A 14,068-nucleotide genomic window follows, 5' to 3' on the forward strand; every position below is an offset into this window, starting at 1 on the left:
CCTTGCAAAGTTGCTTTTTCTGTCGTTGATATCATCTTTTTTCATACATACTAAGCGGTTAAAGAGTGGAAATGTTATATTGCTAGCATGATTATCGTTGCTTGTGTTTATTTTGCTCATCAAAAAGGTTGGCGTTTCGAACAATTTCAGTAATATATTTCATGACGATTTCCGTTGCTTGTTCGGCATCATAACTTTTACGATTATTCAATAGGTTCGTAAACATGCCTTGCCAAATTAATAATGTGATTTCATTGATGGCATCTACATTACCCTCGGTTAAGTAGCCTTCTTTTAAAGCGATCTCTAACATTGAACGTCCCCGTTTTGTCAGACTGTGTTGAAATAAAATAGTCTTTAAATCTTCAGGAATATTGATTAAATCATTGGGGTAAAAATTATAATAGTTTTCCAATAGTGCTTCTGGTGTTTCCCCTAAGTCCATGATAAAGACTGCGTGAAAAATCTGAGGTTGTTTGAAGGAATACTGGCAAAAGCATTCCCATGCCAATAGGTATTTATCAATGGGATCTTTACCTTTTTCTATGTAGTGAGCAACTTCGTTAGTATATTCTTGCATACATCTCATCGATGCAAAAAATAGAAGATGCGAGATTTCTGAAAAATAATTGTAGATGGTTGCACTGTTATAACCAGCTTTATCGGCAACCTTTCGGATCGTAACGTTTTCCAGTCCTTCTTCTTCGATTATTTCCGCAGTGGCGTCTACAAAGTATTTCCACATACGACTCCTTTGTATTTCCTTTTTTTTCAAAGTAATATCCCCCTAACGAACAAATAAGTAATGTAAAATCATTAATTAAATGTATATATTTACCTTATTATAGCTAATTTAAACTTATTATAGCAAAACAATTTTAATTTCCTGTTTCCATTATAGCATTAGCTTTTGTCATTTTCAGAGTTGTGTATTAGATTTTCAGGTGATATACTAATCACAATTATTTTATAATCATGATTACTAAATAATCGAGATTCGGAATAATTAGACGAAGAGGATGTTGGAACAAAGAATCATGTGCTTAGACACAAGGGGAGGATTATGCAATGAGTAAAAAAATTGTGACACAATTTGAGTGTACATATGAAACAATCGAAAACACATGGATCGAATTAGCAGACGGCACAAAGCTTTCTAGTCGTATTTGGCTTCCGACAGTGAAATCAGGAGAGAAAGTACCAGCCATTTTAGAGTATATTCCTTATCGTAAAACAGATGGGACAAGAGCGAGAGATGAACCTATGCACGGTTATTTTGCAGGACATGGCTATGCTGTTGTGCGAGTAGATATGCGCGGTTCAGGTGAGTCAGACGGTTTATTAAAAGATGAATATCTAAAGCAAGAGCAGGATGATGCTCTTGAAGTCATTGAATGGATTGCTAACCAAAGCTGGTGTGATGGCAATATCGGGATGATGGGGAAATCGTGGGGCGGATTTAATTCTCTGCAAGTAGCAGCTCGTCGACCAAAGGCGTTAAAGGCGATTATTACAGTAGGCTTTACAGATGATCGCTATAACAATGATATTCACTATAAGGGCGGTTGTTTATTAAACGATAACTTCTGGTGGGGCGCTATTATGTTAGCCTACCAGCTTCGTCCGATTGATCCACATATTGTTGGCGATAGCTGGCGTGATAAATGGATGGAACGATTAGAAAATATGCCTTTGTGGATGGCACAATGGATGGAGCATCAAACAAGAGACGACTATTGGAAACATGGTTCGGTTTGTGAGAATTATAATGACATAGAAATCCCTGTTTTTGCGTTAGATGGCTGGGAAGATTCTTATACAAACACAGTCTTAAGTTTAATGGAAGGGCTTTCTGTTCCTAGAAAAGGCATCATTGGCCCATGGGCACATGTTTATCCACATGATGGCGTGCCAGGTCCAGCAATGGGCTTTCTGCAAGAAGCTGTGAAATGGTGGGATCATTGGTTAAAAGGAATAGACAATGATGTAATGGATGGACCAATGGTGAATGTCTGGGTAGAAGAAAGCATGGAGCCATCCGTTAAGAAACCAATCAGCAAAGGCTATTGGGTTGGATTAGAATCGTGGCCAACTGCGGAAGCGGTACAAACAAAGGGATATCAACTGACACATGGCAAACTAGTAGAAAATCGCGGCGATCAACAAGAGCAAGTTCTCTTAAAAACTCCTCAAAATCATGGTCTTTTATCAGGTGAATGGATGGGAGCTGGCGTATTAGGAGAAAGTCCAGCAGACCAACGATTAGATGATGGAATGGCAATGGTTTTTGAAACGGATAGGCTAGAGAATGCATTAGAGATTGTGGGCTATCCAAAATTTGAAGTGGAATTAATGAGTGACAAACCACATGCAATGCTGTTTGCACAGCTATCAGATGTAGCGCCTAATGGAGCTGTCACACGTGTATCCTATGGCGTGATGAATTTAACACACTTAAATGGGCATGATCGTGTTGACCTGTTAACACCTGGTGAAAAAGTGAAGGCCTTTGTTCAGTTAGATTGCTGTGGACATCAATTTAAAGCAGGGCATCGTTTACGCTTATCCTTAGCGACAACGTTTTGGCCGATGTTTTGGCCAATGCCGGAAGATGCTACATTGACATTGAATCTTGAAACGGCTACCTTATCATTGCCAACCTTCCATGGTCAGCAAGTAGTAGGACCTAATATGAATCCTGAAAGTGCACCGTTAACACCAATCACAACGCTACAAGAAGGAAGAGTCGATCGTTCTATATCCTATGATATTTTAACTGATACATGGACATGTATTACAGATGGGGTTGGAGGCGTATTTGGTGAAGGTATCTATCGCTTTGATGATATTGATGTCACTGTAGAACATAATTTGAAACGAGAATTAACATTAACGAATGCTGATCCACTGTCAGCACAGTATACAATCTATCAAAAGATGAAAATTGGTCGTGAAGGCTGGTGGATTGACGCAGATATAACCGTTACGAAAAAATCTGAACAAGAAAACTTCCAAATTGTTGGGGAAATGGCTATTAAAGAAAATGATAAACAGGTCTTCCATAAGGAATGGGATCAAAAAATTAAACGTCATGGCTTGTAAATAACATATAAGGGGTAAACATATGGAGGCTAAGTTAAAAAAGAATACAGCTACTTTAGTTATTTTAGCTGTTTCAGGTGCATTAATTTACGCATTGCCTTATTTTAGAAACTACTATTATGATGTCTTTCTGGATGCGTTTCATTTAACCAATACACAAATGGGGACACTTGGTAGTGCGTATGGTGTTTGTTGTTTAATTTCCTATATTTTTGGAGGATTTTGTGCAGATCGTTGGAAAACGAAATATTTATTAACCATTTCTTTAGTAGCCACAGGATTATTAGGGTTTACATTATTATTGTATCCACCATATCCTGTCCTTCTATTGATTCATGCTGCTTGGGGAATCACGTCGATTATGACATTCTGGGGAGCATTAGTAAAAGCAGTTCGTTCTTTAGGCTCTGAAAATGAACAAGGAAAAGCTTTTGGATTTTTTGAAGGTGGACGTGGCGTAACCAATATCATTCAATCTGCTGTGATTTTAGGAATCTTTGCTTTTTTTGCGAAACATATGAGTGATAAAATGGCGCTCTCAGCAGTTATTACGGTGTATTCTGTTATTTGTCTTTTGTTGGGCTTCATGATAATGATGCTGTATAAAGATCCTGACCAAGCAACTGTCAGTTCCGAAGACAAGGAAAGCAGTAAATCGTTTGATTGGGCAGTTCTTTGGAAAGTGTTGAAGATGCCAACTACTTGGCTTGCAACGATCCTTATCTTTACGTCCTATGCGATGATTATTAGCTATTATTACATCACACCTTATGCAACAGCCGCATTTGGTGCCTCTACGTTAATTGCTGCAGCTTTGGGCTACTTCTCACAATATTGTCGTCCTATTGGTAGTTTTAGTGCAGGAATCATAGGCGATCGCATTGGTGTGTCGAATATGGTGTTAATCGGCTATATTTTATTAGCGCTTGGTTTAGTAGGACTCATTCTGTTGCCAGGCAAAGCTTCTTTAATCCTTATGCTTTTAGTGTTCATTGGGATTATCTATACATCTATGTATGCTTTGCAAGCTATGCATTTTGCGATTCTAGTAGAAGGCGATTATCCTGTAAAATCAACTGGAACTGTTTCCATGCCACTGATGATAATTGGTTATAGTGGTGAAATCTTTATGCCGATTATTGCAGGCGCTTGTTTAGATTACTGGGGTGGCACAGCGGGCTATAAAGTATTCTTCGGTATTTTATTAGGCTTAGCTATTATTGGATTCATTACAGTAGTCATTTGGCAACGTGTAACGAAAGAAAAGCGGCAAGAAATTGCCTTGCAGCGAAAGCTTGCGAAGGAACAGGCCCTTACTTAATTTAGTTTCAAAAGGTATGTCCAAAATAAAGGGATACCTTCTTATAAGAAAAAAGATGACCTTGGTTTGAACCGAGGTCATCTTTTTTCACGTTCAGAAGCTATCAAGATTTATTTTTGTGAAAATTTATTTTATAAAACTTTTTTGGTCTTCCTCGAAGTTTCTCATGCTTTTTATAGATTAGTTCGGCAATCCCTTTACTTTCTAACTCGTTCAAGATGCGATTAGAGCTTCTGATTGTAATACCTAAATGCTGGGCAATATCTGCAGATGAAAGTTCATTGGTATTTGTTTTTTCAATGACTGCAAGAATTTTTTGAATGAACAGGATAGAGATATCTAATTTTTCGCTTAGTCGTTGCAGTTCAGGTGTATCTTCTATTTTTTGTAAAACAACTTTTTCCTCTGTATCTAGACTAATAAATTGACCATCTTCTGTAATAATCAAGGATGATATGTCTTGTTGCTGTGCCTCATGATTGGCAGTGTGTGCTTTTTTACGCGCATCATCAATATTTTGTGCAACTCCCCAGCCAAGATGAAGACTAAAAGACAAATGCTCGGATAAAGTATCGATTAATGTATCCTGAGCAAAATTATTAGTGATAAAAAGTAATTCTTTTTGTGAGGTAATGATTTCAAAATGAACACTTTGCTTTTGGATTATCATTGTTAGATGATTTTTTTTACAATATTCCAATAAGGCAGTTTGCAAAAGGCTCTGATTCAGTTCCGCATGTGTATTTTCTTCTTTAGGAATTAATGCATCACTTGTCAATTTACCAATCACCATAATACTTTCAGTCAATTGTTTATGACGTACCTCTAGAATAACCTTTTCAAATATCTCCAAAATCGTTTCAGGTGAAGCAGTAATTAGCTCCGCTTTCACACCTTGCTCGGAAAGTTTATCCAATATATTACTAAAAGCTGTAATGGATAATTCCGCTTTCCCTGAATGGTTTAATTCAATATGCCTCTCTAATAACTCCTCATAAAAATTGTCTGTTATATCTAAATGAATCAGATGTGCCTCTTCGTCTTTAGCGTAGAGTTCCTCAAGCTTAATTAAACCTGTATAGCCACTAAAATCAAACGTTACTTTAGAGAAGTCTAGATTAGGATATTTTCTGCTGATATGAAAGAGCTTTTTATAAAAATCTCGTTCATTGGCCATGTAATAATGAGTGGGAATCTGATAATGTACGTTTGCATTTTGTAGGACTAAATGTGCAAGTCCATTCATCACAATGGCATCGAAAAATAAATAGTTTTCTAAATAGAGTGGCTTTATTTCAGATAGCTTCTTATATGTAAAAAAAGTTAACTCGCAACGATCTGTTAATTTTTCTTTAACTGGTAAAACATCTTGTAGCGAATTATGCGCCACAATCACACCAATTCGAATCAAAATGAATTCTCCTCCTAGGTTTTTCTATTAGCTCTAGTATATTGGACAGTCACAGTTGATAGCAATATTGAAGTAAATTTTTTGAATTTTGTTGATTTTTTAAATAACTATCGACTATAATCATTTAAGGACAGTCTTAAATATGTCCAAAAATAAAAGAACATTCACAAAGGGGGACTTTTTTTGGAAAAATCAACTGTAAGTAAACAGAAGTACATAATTCTAGGTATTTTGTTTTTTACATGGATCGTAAATTATTTAGATAAGTTATCTATGAATGTGGCGATTATTCCGATTGCGGAGGAATTTCACTTAAATGAAACACAAGCAGGATTAGTTATTAGTGTTTTTTTCATGAGTTATGCGGTGATGCAATTAGTGGGGGGCTTTCTTTCAGATAAATATGGGGCGAGAAGTATGATTCTCATTTCAGTTGTATTATGGTCCATTTTTACAATCATGACTGGGTTTGCTTGGTCATTCATTTCTCTTATTGCCATCCGCTTATTATTCGGCATTGGAGAAGGAAGTTTTCCTGCAGCGAGTTCGTTAGCCATTGCAGACAATTTTCCGAAAGCAGAGCGCGGTCGGGCAAAGTCAACACTTACTGCCGCTACAACAGTAGGTAGTATGATTTCAGCTATTGTAGCTGCCGCTTTAATCATGTCCATTGGATGGCGGAATTTGTTCTTTATTTTTGGTACACTAGGCTTCTTTTTAACCATTGCGCTTTATTTTTTATTAAAGCCAAATACGCAATATAGGGAAAACACACAGACAGTAAAAGCAAAAGTACCTTTAAAGAAATTACTCAAAATGCCCATGCTGTGGCAGTTAATGCTGATGTATTTTGGCGTAAGTATTGTCAATTGGGGACTCACATCATGGATGCCTACTTATATGGTAAAAGTGAAACATTTGGATATGGTAGCGATGGGGGCAGTATCGATTATTCCTGCGCTAGCAGCTCTTGTAGCTGTAGTGCTTACAGGTTGGTTAATCGATAAACATGCAGTGGGCAAGGAGAAGTATTTAATAATGGGCGGTGCCTTCATTGCAGGAATTAGTTTATTTTTTATGACTAATGCTTCTTCCATTGTCATGGTCGTGCTATTCCAATCATTCACTACTGCAGGATGCCTATTTGCTACAACAACGATTCTCACATTACCACTTAAATATTTTTCTCATGATGTTATTGGGACAGCAACTGGCTTTATGTATTTCGGAGGTCAAATGGCAGGAGCCATTTCTCCATCTGTCATGGGATTTGTGATTACTTTATTTAATGGCTCTTACTCAGCAGCATTTTTGTTCTTAATGGTGATGATTATTATTCCGATCGTGACAGCTATAACGCTACGTACAAAAAATGAAGCATTAACAAATATTTCTGTTCAATAATGAAAACATACAACAATGGAGTGATAAAAGATGATGTCTACTTTTCTAGAGGAAATCTCTAAAACTATTGAAGAAAAACGTGAGCAATTGATAGATATTAGCAATCAAATTTGGAATTTTGCTGAAATTCGCTTTGAGGAATTTCAATCGGTTGAGCTACTATGTAAGGCTTTAGAAAGTGAGGGCTTTCATGTTGAAAAAGGAGTAGCTGAACTTGAAACGGCCTTTATTGGTAGCTATGGGAGCGGAAAGCCCGTCATAGCCTTCCTTGGAGAATATGATGCATTGTCAGGTTTAAGTCAACAAGCAGGTACTGCCACTAAGAAAGCTATTCAAGAAGGTGGAAATGGACATGGTTGTGGGCACAATCTACTTGGGACAGGATCACTTGCGGCAGCAATAGCCTTACGTGAGCATATGAAAAAGCACAATATTCCAGGTACCATCCGTTATTATGGTTGTCCAGCAGAAGAAGGTGGCTCAGGTAAAACATTGATGGTGCGTGCAGGGCTTTTCGATGATGTAGATTTCGCCTTATGCTGGCATCCAGCCGATCGAAACTTAATGATGTGTACAAGCTCCTTAGCTAATATACAAGCATCTTTCAAATTTACAGGACGTTCAGCACATGCTGCTCAAGCGCCTCATTTAGGACGTAGTGCACTAGATGCCGTTGAATTAATGAACGTTGGGGTTAACTATCTTCGAGAGCATATTATTCCTGAAGCACGAGTGCATTATGCTATCACCCATACTGGTGGACTTTCGCCAAACATTGTGCAGGCTGATGCCAGTGTTCTCTATTTAGTACGTGCACCAAAAACAAGTCAAGTAAATGAAATTTATGAGCGTGTCTGTCAAATTGCCGAAGGAGCGGCATTAATGACAGGAACAAAGGTGGAAGTAATCTTTGATAAAGCCTGCTCAAATCTCGTTCCGAATCATACCATGCAACAGGTAATGTTTGAACAGTTTACACAGTTAGGTACCCCGACGTTTAGCGAAGAGGACTACGAATTTGCTTCTACCATTAGGGAGACACTTTCAGAACAAGAGAAACAGGGGGGAGGACTAGCTGCTATTCCAGCTTATAAAGAATTAATGGCGAAAGAAATAGATTCACCATTATCGACCGTTTTATTCCCTTATTATCAGGCATTTACCAATATTACGATGCCGGGTTCAACGGATGTTGGGGATGTAAGCTGGGTTGTTCCTACTGTACAGTGTACAACGACCTGTCATGCACAGGGAACGCAGCTTCATTCTTGGCAGGCCGTTGCTACGGGCACAACGTCCATTGCTCATAAAGGGATGCTCCACGCAGGAAAAGTAATGGCTGCTACCGCTGCTGCCATGCTTGCTCAACCACAATTAATGGAACAAGCTAAGCAAGAGCTAAAAGAGCGTTTAGGGAATGAGGTTTATCAAAATCCAATTCCTAAAGAAATAAAACCTTTACACAGTAAACAATAGGCATCTTAAATCGATAAGTAAACAAAGACAAAGAGGCGTCACGATAATGACGCCTCTGTTTTTGTCTCGAAATTTGTATCATCCAGTAAAAATTCTACACGATTTCTACCATGGTGTTTGGCCTGATATAAAGCTTTATCACATCTTGATAATAAGGAATGAATTGTATCACCCATCACAAAGCATGTCACACCAAAGCTACTTGTTTTGTGACGAACAACTGGAAATGAATGCTGTTCAAGCTGCTGTCTTAGCTTTTCAGACAGCTGCACAACATCCTTTAACCGAGTATACGGACAAATGACTAAAAACTCTTCACCACCCCATCTACCAACGATATCTCCAGCTCGTACATTATTTTTCAATAGCTCTGCTACATTTTGTAATACGATATCGCCTACCTGATGCCCATATTCATCATTAACGGCTTTAAAGTAATCAATATCTAACAGAATAATAGAGAGTGGTGTTCCATTTCTTTTAGCTTGTTCCAATTCTTTTTCTAATACATCATCTAGACGTACACGATTTGGAATTTGTGTCAGACGATCCGTGTTAGCTAATGCTTCCAACTTAAGCTTTGCTAATTCAAGCTCTTGAGTGCGTTCTTGAACTTTCTCTTCAAGTTGCTCATTTAACGTTTCTTGCATGATTTGATGTTCTTTCTTAATAATGTTGATTTTATCTCCTAAAGCTAAAGATAAAAAGATCGATTCAAAAATAGCTCCAATGGCCGGAACCTCCTCAAATATCCGTGGATGGAACGGGATCACACTTAAAAAGGCTAATGCTTGAACGATAATGGAGCCTAGTAAAACCGTCCAACCAATTAAATAAAAACGAGCCATTTTTTGGCCCTTTATTAAAACGAAAATGCCTGACAACCATAAAAAGATAAAGACAACAACAGCAAAGCTAGTTGTAAAATTATTGGTGATGGACACATCAGGAATGATAAAGGAGGCCATTAAAGAGCAGAGTGTGATCCATAAAAGCAATTTTCCTATTTTATGGAACAACGGTAAATATTTTTTTAACTCTAGAAACTGAATGCAAAATAGAAGCATAAATACAAGCAAAAGATTTCCACTGACTGTTAAAGATTTGATAAAGAACACTTGAGGCAACCATGATCCCAATAATTCGATGTCTAATGAATTTAACGTAGCTTGATAGAAAATAAAGCTCAGCATATATAAAACATAGAAGAAATACGCCTTATCTTTTAATGAAAAATATAAAAATAAATTATAAATTAAGAGGGCGGATAAAAAACCATAAAAGATCCCTGTTAAAAATTTATATTCACTAATCTTGTTGGTAAAACTGATCTCACTATAAAGATAGGATGTTAAACTTAATGGTAAAGCCCCGTCTAACTTCATATAAATTTCACGAACAGCAGGATCATTGATTTGAAATAAATTAGATCGTGAGGGTATCGATTGCTCCCCAAGATTGGCGATTCCTCTTTTTTGCACATCGTAGGTGCCATCTGCTTTCACTACATACATATCAATGCGATCTAATTTATCTGTTACCTCTAGCCAATAGGATTCCTCTTTATTTATTAAAATATTATCCATGGATAACCGTAACCAAATGGTATCCTTTGTATGCCAGAAGAATGGATATGGATGATTACTAGCCACAAAAGAATGGTCATGGACACCACTTAATAAATCTTCGATGGAGACCTTTTTGGAAGTGTCTCGAAAAATATCATAATGTTGTCCTAAAATGATAGGATCTAGCAGTTCATCCGTTGGGCTCATTGCGCTGATAGGGGGGATCAGGGCGAACATAAATAGGATAAAAAGAATAAAGAAATTTATTTTTCTGATTATTTTGTTTTCCATGAAAGGGCAATTGCTCCTATTCTACAGTTACTAGATTATATGCAAACAACTGGATAGTCTATTATAAGAAAATTATCACAACAATTATTATAGACCATAACAGCAAGATTGAGGACGAAATAAACGGATAGTTCCTGATAATATGAGGTCTAACAAACAGTATGGAGGCTTTCATTATGTCAAAAATTCTGGAATTCAATGACTTACATTTTTCACAAGAGCTATTATTTATAGGGAATGCCTGGGATGTGTTATCGGCATTAACATTAGAAAAAGCAGGCTTTCAAGCAATTGGCACAACAAGCTGGGGTATAGCTAACTCGCTTGGCTATGCGGACGGTGAACAGATCGATTTTCAACGACATCTAACCATTATTCAATCGATTACAGAGCAAGTGAACATACCCGTGTCGGCAGATATTGAAGCGGGGTATGGTCATGATGAACAGAGTATTATCGACAATGTTTTAAGAACGGCGGATGTTGGTGTAGCAGGGATTAACATTGAAGATTCCCTTAAACAGCAAACAGGCTTAAGAAGCATAACTGAACATGGTCATTTGTTAACAAACATGAGGAAAGAATTAGATAACCATGGCTATAAAGATTTCTTTATTAATGCCCGAACAGATACGTATTTTCAGTTGGAGCAACCATTTGAGGAAACAATAACAAGAGCAAAAGCTTATATTGAGAGTGGAGCAAGTGGTATATTTATCCCTGGCTTAATAGATGTCAATGAAATAAGGGCGATGACTCATACTATAAATGCACCCATTAATCTCCTTTCTTTACCTGGTTTATCGGATGTCAAGTTATTAAAAGAATTAGGGGTAAAGCGTTTTAGTTTTGGCAATGCACTTTCAGATAAAATCATTGCGTATTTAACTCAGCATGCCGCACAATTGTTAAAAGAGCAAGATACTTCTTCTTTATATGTATAATCGATGAAAATGAGGTGATATATTCGTGGACAATGCAATCAATTTATCCTTTGAGGAGAAGTGGGAAAAAATCATCGCTTGTGATCAAACCTATGATGGGCTATTTTATACTGCGGTTAAGACTACTAGAATTTATTGCCGTCCTTCTTGTAAATCCAGAAAACCAAAAAAAATAAACGTTGAATTTTATGAAGATATCCGAGAGGTAGAGGCGGCTGGCTATCGGGCATGTAAACGATGTCAACCTGAAATCGAATATTCACCACATACGCAATTGATTAAAAATGTGACAGCTTTTATCATTAACGAATATAAGCAAAGCGTGACATTGCAGGATATGGCGGAGCATGTAGGCATCAGTCCATTTCATCTTGAACGTCTATTTAAGCAAGAAACTGCTGAAACACCCCGAACGTATTTAGAGAAAATACGAATTGATAAGGCTGCACATCTATTAAAACATACAGACTATACAAATTTAGAAATTTGTTATGAAGCAGGCTTTCAAAGTCCATCTAACTTTTATAAAGTTTTTCGACGGTTGAAAAATTGCTCCCCTACAGAATATCGAAACCTATCATAGGAAGGAACCATGAGATGAAATGGAAGAATGAAGATTGTTGTATAGTCATCGAGCCAGCAAAAGAATTCAATTATACGGAGTGTTTGCAGTTCTTAAAGCGTTCAAATCAAGAAGTTCTTCATCATATGAAAGATGATGTGCTCTATAAATTACTAAAGATTAATGAGCAGCTAATTTTATGTAAAATAACGGAGCAAGCAAATAATATAAAAGTGATATTTCCGATGAATCAGCCGTCTAGCCATGAACACGCAACAATCGTACAATATGTCACAGAGTGGTTTGATTTAACAAAGGATTTGCAGGGCTATTATCAGATGGCTGAAAAAGATCCAATCTTGCAGCCACTTACGAAAAAATATGCAGGATTACGATTAATCGGAATTCCTGATTTATTTGAGGCCTTGGTTTGGGCCATTATCGGACAACAAATTAATTTAACATTCGCCTATACGTTAAAAAAGCGATTTGTCGAGCATTTTGGAGAGCATGTTCACTTTGAAGGACAAAGCTACTGGCTATTTCCAACCCCAGAAAAAATAGCTGCTATTCAGACGGATGATTTGCAAAGACTCCAATTTACACTAAGGAAATCAGAATATATTATTGATATTGCCAAGAGTATAGCAAATGGTCAATTGACAAAAGATTTGTTGCGTCAAAAAAAAGACTACGAAGCCATGAAAAAAAGTTTAATGGACATTCGAGGAATTGGTGCATGGACAGCAGATTATGTGCTTATGAAATGTTTACAACAACCGACTGCATTTCCAATAGCAGATGTTGGTCTGCATAATGCTTTGAAAATCCAACTAGCATTAGAACGAAAACCAACGATTGAAGAAATGAAGAACTATGCGAAACATTGGCAAGGCTGGCAAGCTTATGCCACTTTTTATTTATGGAGGTCACTGTATGAAACGATATAAATTAGATTATCAATCACCCATTGGAATTATTGAAGTAGAGGGAAGTGCTACTGCAATTGATGCCATTAACTTTGCAGAACGAGAGCAGATGATCAATATTCCTCAGCAAGACACACCTCAAGTTTTATTAGAATGTGTTAAGCAATTGCACGAGTATTTTTTAGGTGAACGTCAGGAGTTCTCATTTCCTTATGTATTTCAAGGTACAGATTTTCAACAAGCTGTTTGGCATGCCTTACCGAGTGTAGGCTTTGGTGAAACGGCTTCATATAAGGATATTGCCATTGCTATTAACAATGAAAAAGCTGTAAGGGCTGTCGGTAGTGCAAATGGTAAAAATAATATCAGCATTGTTGTGCCATGTCATCGAATTATCGGCTCCAATGGAACGTTGACAGGTTATGGTGGCGGGATGTGGCGCAAAGAATGGCTGCTTCAGCACGAGCAAACACATAAAAATCCATCCAAGTAATGCCGTTCATCGGCGTATATCCTTACGCCATTTGTACACAGTATAAAAAAGACGTTATTGCAAAAAATAAGACCGTCAAAATGGCGGTTGTAATGACTAGTCTTTGTCATTTTATCGCTTCTTATGACACCTCCCTGCTAAGAAATATAGCTTGGAGTATTGACGATAAAGGAGGTGTACACATGAGCGTGCTTTATAGAATCGCTTTAGTATTAGTCATTATAGGTGCAATCAACTGGGGACTCATTGGATTCTTTAGATTTGATTTAGTGGCTTATTTATTTGGTGGACAAACGGCGGTCTTATCTCGATGGATTTATGCACTCGTTGGGCTTGCTGGGCTGATTACGATACCAATTCTTGTAAAGCGATTTGAAGACGAGGATGATGTGGATACATTCACTCGTATGGATAGAAATCCTAGCTATGGTATGGAGGCTGGGGAAGAAGCAGATTTCTCTGAAGTAAGAGAGACGGAAGAGAAAAAAGAGAACAAGTAGTTACACTGTAAAAACTGGTGACCATGTTAGCTCGTCAGTTTTTTCAATAGCAAGCTTAAATATTCGC

The 14,068-nt window shown here is 37.3% G+C and carries 12 protein-coding genes; 9 read left to right on the forward strand and 3 right to left on the reverse strand.

Annotated elements, in window-relative coordinates; translation table 11 throughout:
* Positions 1-91 precede the first annotated feature (91 nt).
* Positions 92-745, reverse strand: a complete 654-nt coding sequence (locus tag ACEVFT_RS06410) for a TetR/AcrR family transcriptional regulator (protein ID WP_393948867.1) — start codon at positions 743-745, stop codon at positions 92-94.
* A 323-nt stretch (positions 746-1,068) separates the two neighbouring features.
* Here ACEVFT_RS06410 and ACEVFT_RS06415 point away from each other — a divergent pair, with 323 nt between their 5' ends.
* Entirely contained in the window at positions 1,069-3,102 is a 2,034-nt protein-coding gene (locus ACEVFT_RS06415) for a CocE/NonD family hydrolase (RefSeq protein WP_393948811.1), read from the forward strand.
* 22 nt (positions 3,103-3,124) lie between these two features.
* Positions 3,125-4,423 carry an MFS transporter gene (locus tag ACEVFT_RS06420; RefSeq protein ID WP_393948812.1) on the forward strand — a complete coding sequence of 433 codons (1,299 nt, stop codon included), beginning with the start codon at positions 3,125-3,127 and terminating at the stop codon, positions 4,421-4,423.
* A 103-nt stretch (positions 4,424-4,526) separates the two neighbouring features.
* On the opposite strand, the gene ACEVFT_RS06425 is transcribed toward ACEVFT_RS06420, so the two are convergent.
* A complete protein-coding gene (locus ACEVFT_RS06425) occupies positions 4,527-5,834 on the reverse strand; it encodes a winged helix-turn-helix transcriptional regulator (RefSeq protein ID WP_342443036.1) in 1,308 nt (435 codons plus the stop codon).
* Between the two features lie 183 nt (positions 5,835-6,017).
* Here ACEVFT_RS06425 and ACEVFT_RS06430 point away from each other — a divergent pair, with 183 nt between their 5' ends.
* Entirely contained in the window at positions 6,018-7,238 is a 1,221-nt protein-coding gene (locus ACEVFT_RS06430) for an MFS transporter (RefSeq protein ID WP_393948814.1), read from the forward strand.
* Positions 7,239-7,271: 33 nt separating this feature from the next.
* Complete coding sequence (locus tag ACEVFT_RS06435) at positions 7,272-8,714, forward strand: M20 family metallopeptidase (RefSeq protein ID WP_393948869.1); 1,443 nt, start codon at positions 7,272-7,274, stop codon at positions 8,712-8,714.
* A 38-nt stretch (positions 8,715-8,752) separates the two neighbouring features.
* Here the strand turns inward: ACEVFT_RS06435 and ACEVFT_RS06440 are convergent, their stop codons facing one another.
* Positions 8,753-10,573, reverse strand: a complete 1,821-nt coding sequence (locus ACEVFT_RS06440) for a sensor domain-containing diguanylate cyclase (RefSeq protein ID WP_393948816.1) — start codon at positions 10,571-10,573, stop codon at positions 8,753-8,755.
* A gap of 176 nt (positions 10,574-10,749) precedes the next feature.
* Here ACEVFT_RS06440 and ACEVFT_RS06445 point away from each other — a divergent pair, with 176 nt between their 5' ends.
* The 5 genes from ACEVFT_RS06445 to ACEVFT_RS06465 all read left to right on the forward strand — a co-directional run bounded on the left by ACEVFT_RS06445 (position 10,750) and on the right by ACEVFT_RS06465 (position 14,001).
* On the forward strand, positions 10,750-11,517 hold the full coding sequence (locus ACEVFT_RS06445; protein WP_393948819.1) for an isocitrate lyase/PEP mutase family protein: 768 nt from the start codon (positions 10,750-10,752) through the stop codon (positions 11,515-11,517).
* Positions 11,518-11,542: 25 nt separating this feature from the next.
* Complete coding sequence (locus ACEVFT_RS06450) at positions 11,543-12,100, forward strand: bifunctional transcriptional activator/DNA repair enzyme AdaA (protein WP_393948821.1); 558 nt, start codon at positions 11,543-11,545, stop codon at positions 12,098-12,100.
* Between the two features lie 14 nt (positions 12,101-12,114).
* The gene (locus ACEVFT_RS06455) at positions 12,115-13,029 is read left to right on the forward strand and encodes a DNA-3-methyladenine glycosylase family protein (RefSeq protein WP_393948823.1); all 915 of its coding nucleotides are present in this window, start codon (positions 12,115-12,117) and stop codon (positions 13,027-13,029) included.
* Positions 13,016-13,501, forward strand: coding sequence for a methylated-DNA--[protein]-cysteine S-methyltransferase (locus ACEVFT_RS06460; protein ID WP_342534233.1), 486 nt, complete (start codon positions 13,016-13,018; stop codon positions 13,499-13,501). The genes ACEVFT_RS06455 and ACEVFT_RS06460 overlap by 14 nt, the downstream gene beginning before the upstream one ends.
* Positions 13,502-13,683: 182 nt before the next feature.
* Positions 13,684-14,001 carry a DUF378 domain-containing protein gene (locus ACEVFT_RS06465; RefSeq protein WP_205442399.1) on the forward strand — a complete coding sequence of 106 codons (318 nt, stop codon included), beginning with the start codon at positions 13,684-13,686 and terminating at the stop codon, positions 13,999-14,001.
* The last annotated feature ends 67 nt before the right edge of the window (positions 14,002-14,068 follow it).

This window comes from Lysinibacillus sp. PWR01, assembly GCF_043359455.1.
Lineage (GTDB): Bacteria > Bacillota > Bacilli > Bacillales_A > Planococcaceae > Lysinibacillus > Lysinibacillus fusiformis_F.

What these genes read in the sequence shown, in the direction of transcription:
- ACEVFT_RS06440 (WP_393948816.1), bottom strand. Translation starts at nt 10,573, where the DNA reads ATGGAAAACAAAATAATCAGAAAAATAAATTTCTTTATTCTTTTTATC.
- ACEVFT_RS06435 (WP_393948869.1), top strand. Translation starts at nt 7,272, where the DNA reads ATGTCTACTTTTCTAGAGGAAATCTCTAAAACTATTGAAGAAAAACGT.
- ACEVFT_RS06465 (WP_205442399.1), top strand. Translation starts at nt 13,684, where the DNA reads ATGAGCGTGCTTTATAGAATCGCTTTAGTATTAGTCATTATAGGTGCA.
- ACEVFT_RS06410 (WP_393948867.1), bottom strand. Translation starts at nt 745, where the DNA reads ATGTGGAAATACTTTGTAGACGCCACTGCGGAAATAATCGAAGAAGAA.
- ACEVFT_RS06460 (WP_342534233.1), top strand. Translation starts at nt 13,016, where the DNA reads ATGAAACGATATAAATTAGATTATCAATCACCCATTGGAATTATTGAA.
- ACEVFT_RS06445 (WP_393948819.1), top strand. Translation starts at nt 10,750, where the DNA reads ATGTCAAAAATTCTGGAATTCAATGACTTACATTTTTCACAAGAGCTA.
- ACEVFT_RS06420 (WP_393948812.1), top strand. Translation starts at nt 3,125, where the DNA reads ATGGAGGCTAAGTTAAAAAAGAATACAGCTACTTTAGTTATTTTAGCT.
- ACEVFT_RS06415 (WP_393948811.1), top strand. Translation starts at nt 1,069, where the DNA reads ATGAGTAAAAAAATTGTGACACAATTTGAGTGTACATATGAAACAATC.
- ACEVFT_RS06455 (WP_393948823.1), top strand. Translation starts at nt 12,115, where the DNA reads ATGAAATGGAAGAATGAAGATTGTTGTATAGTCATCGAGCCAGCAAAA.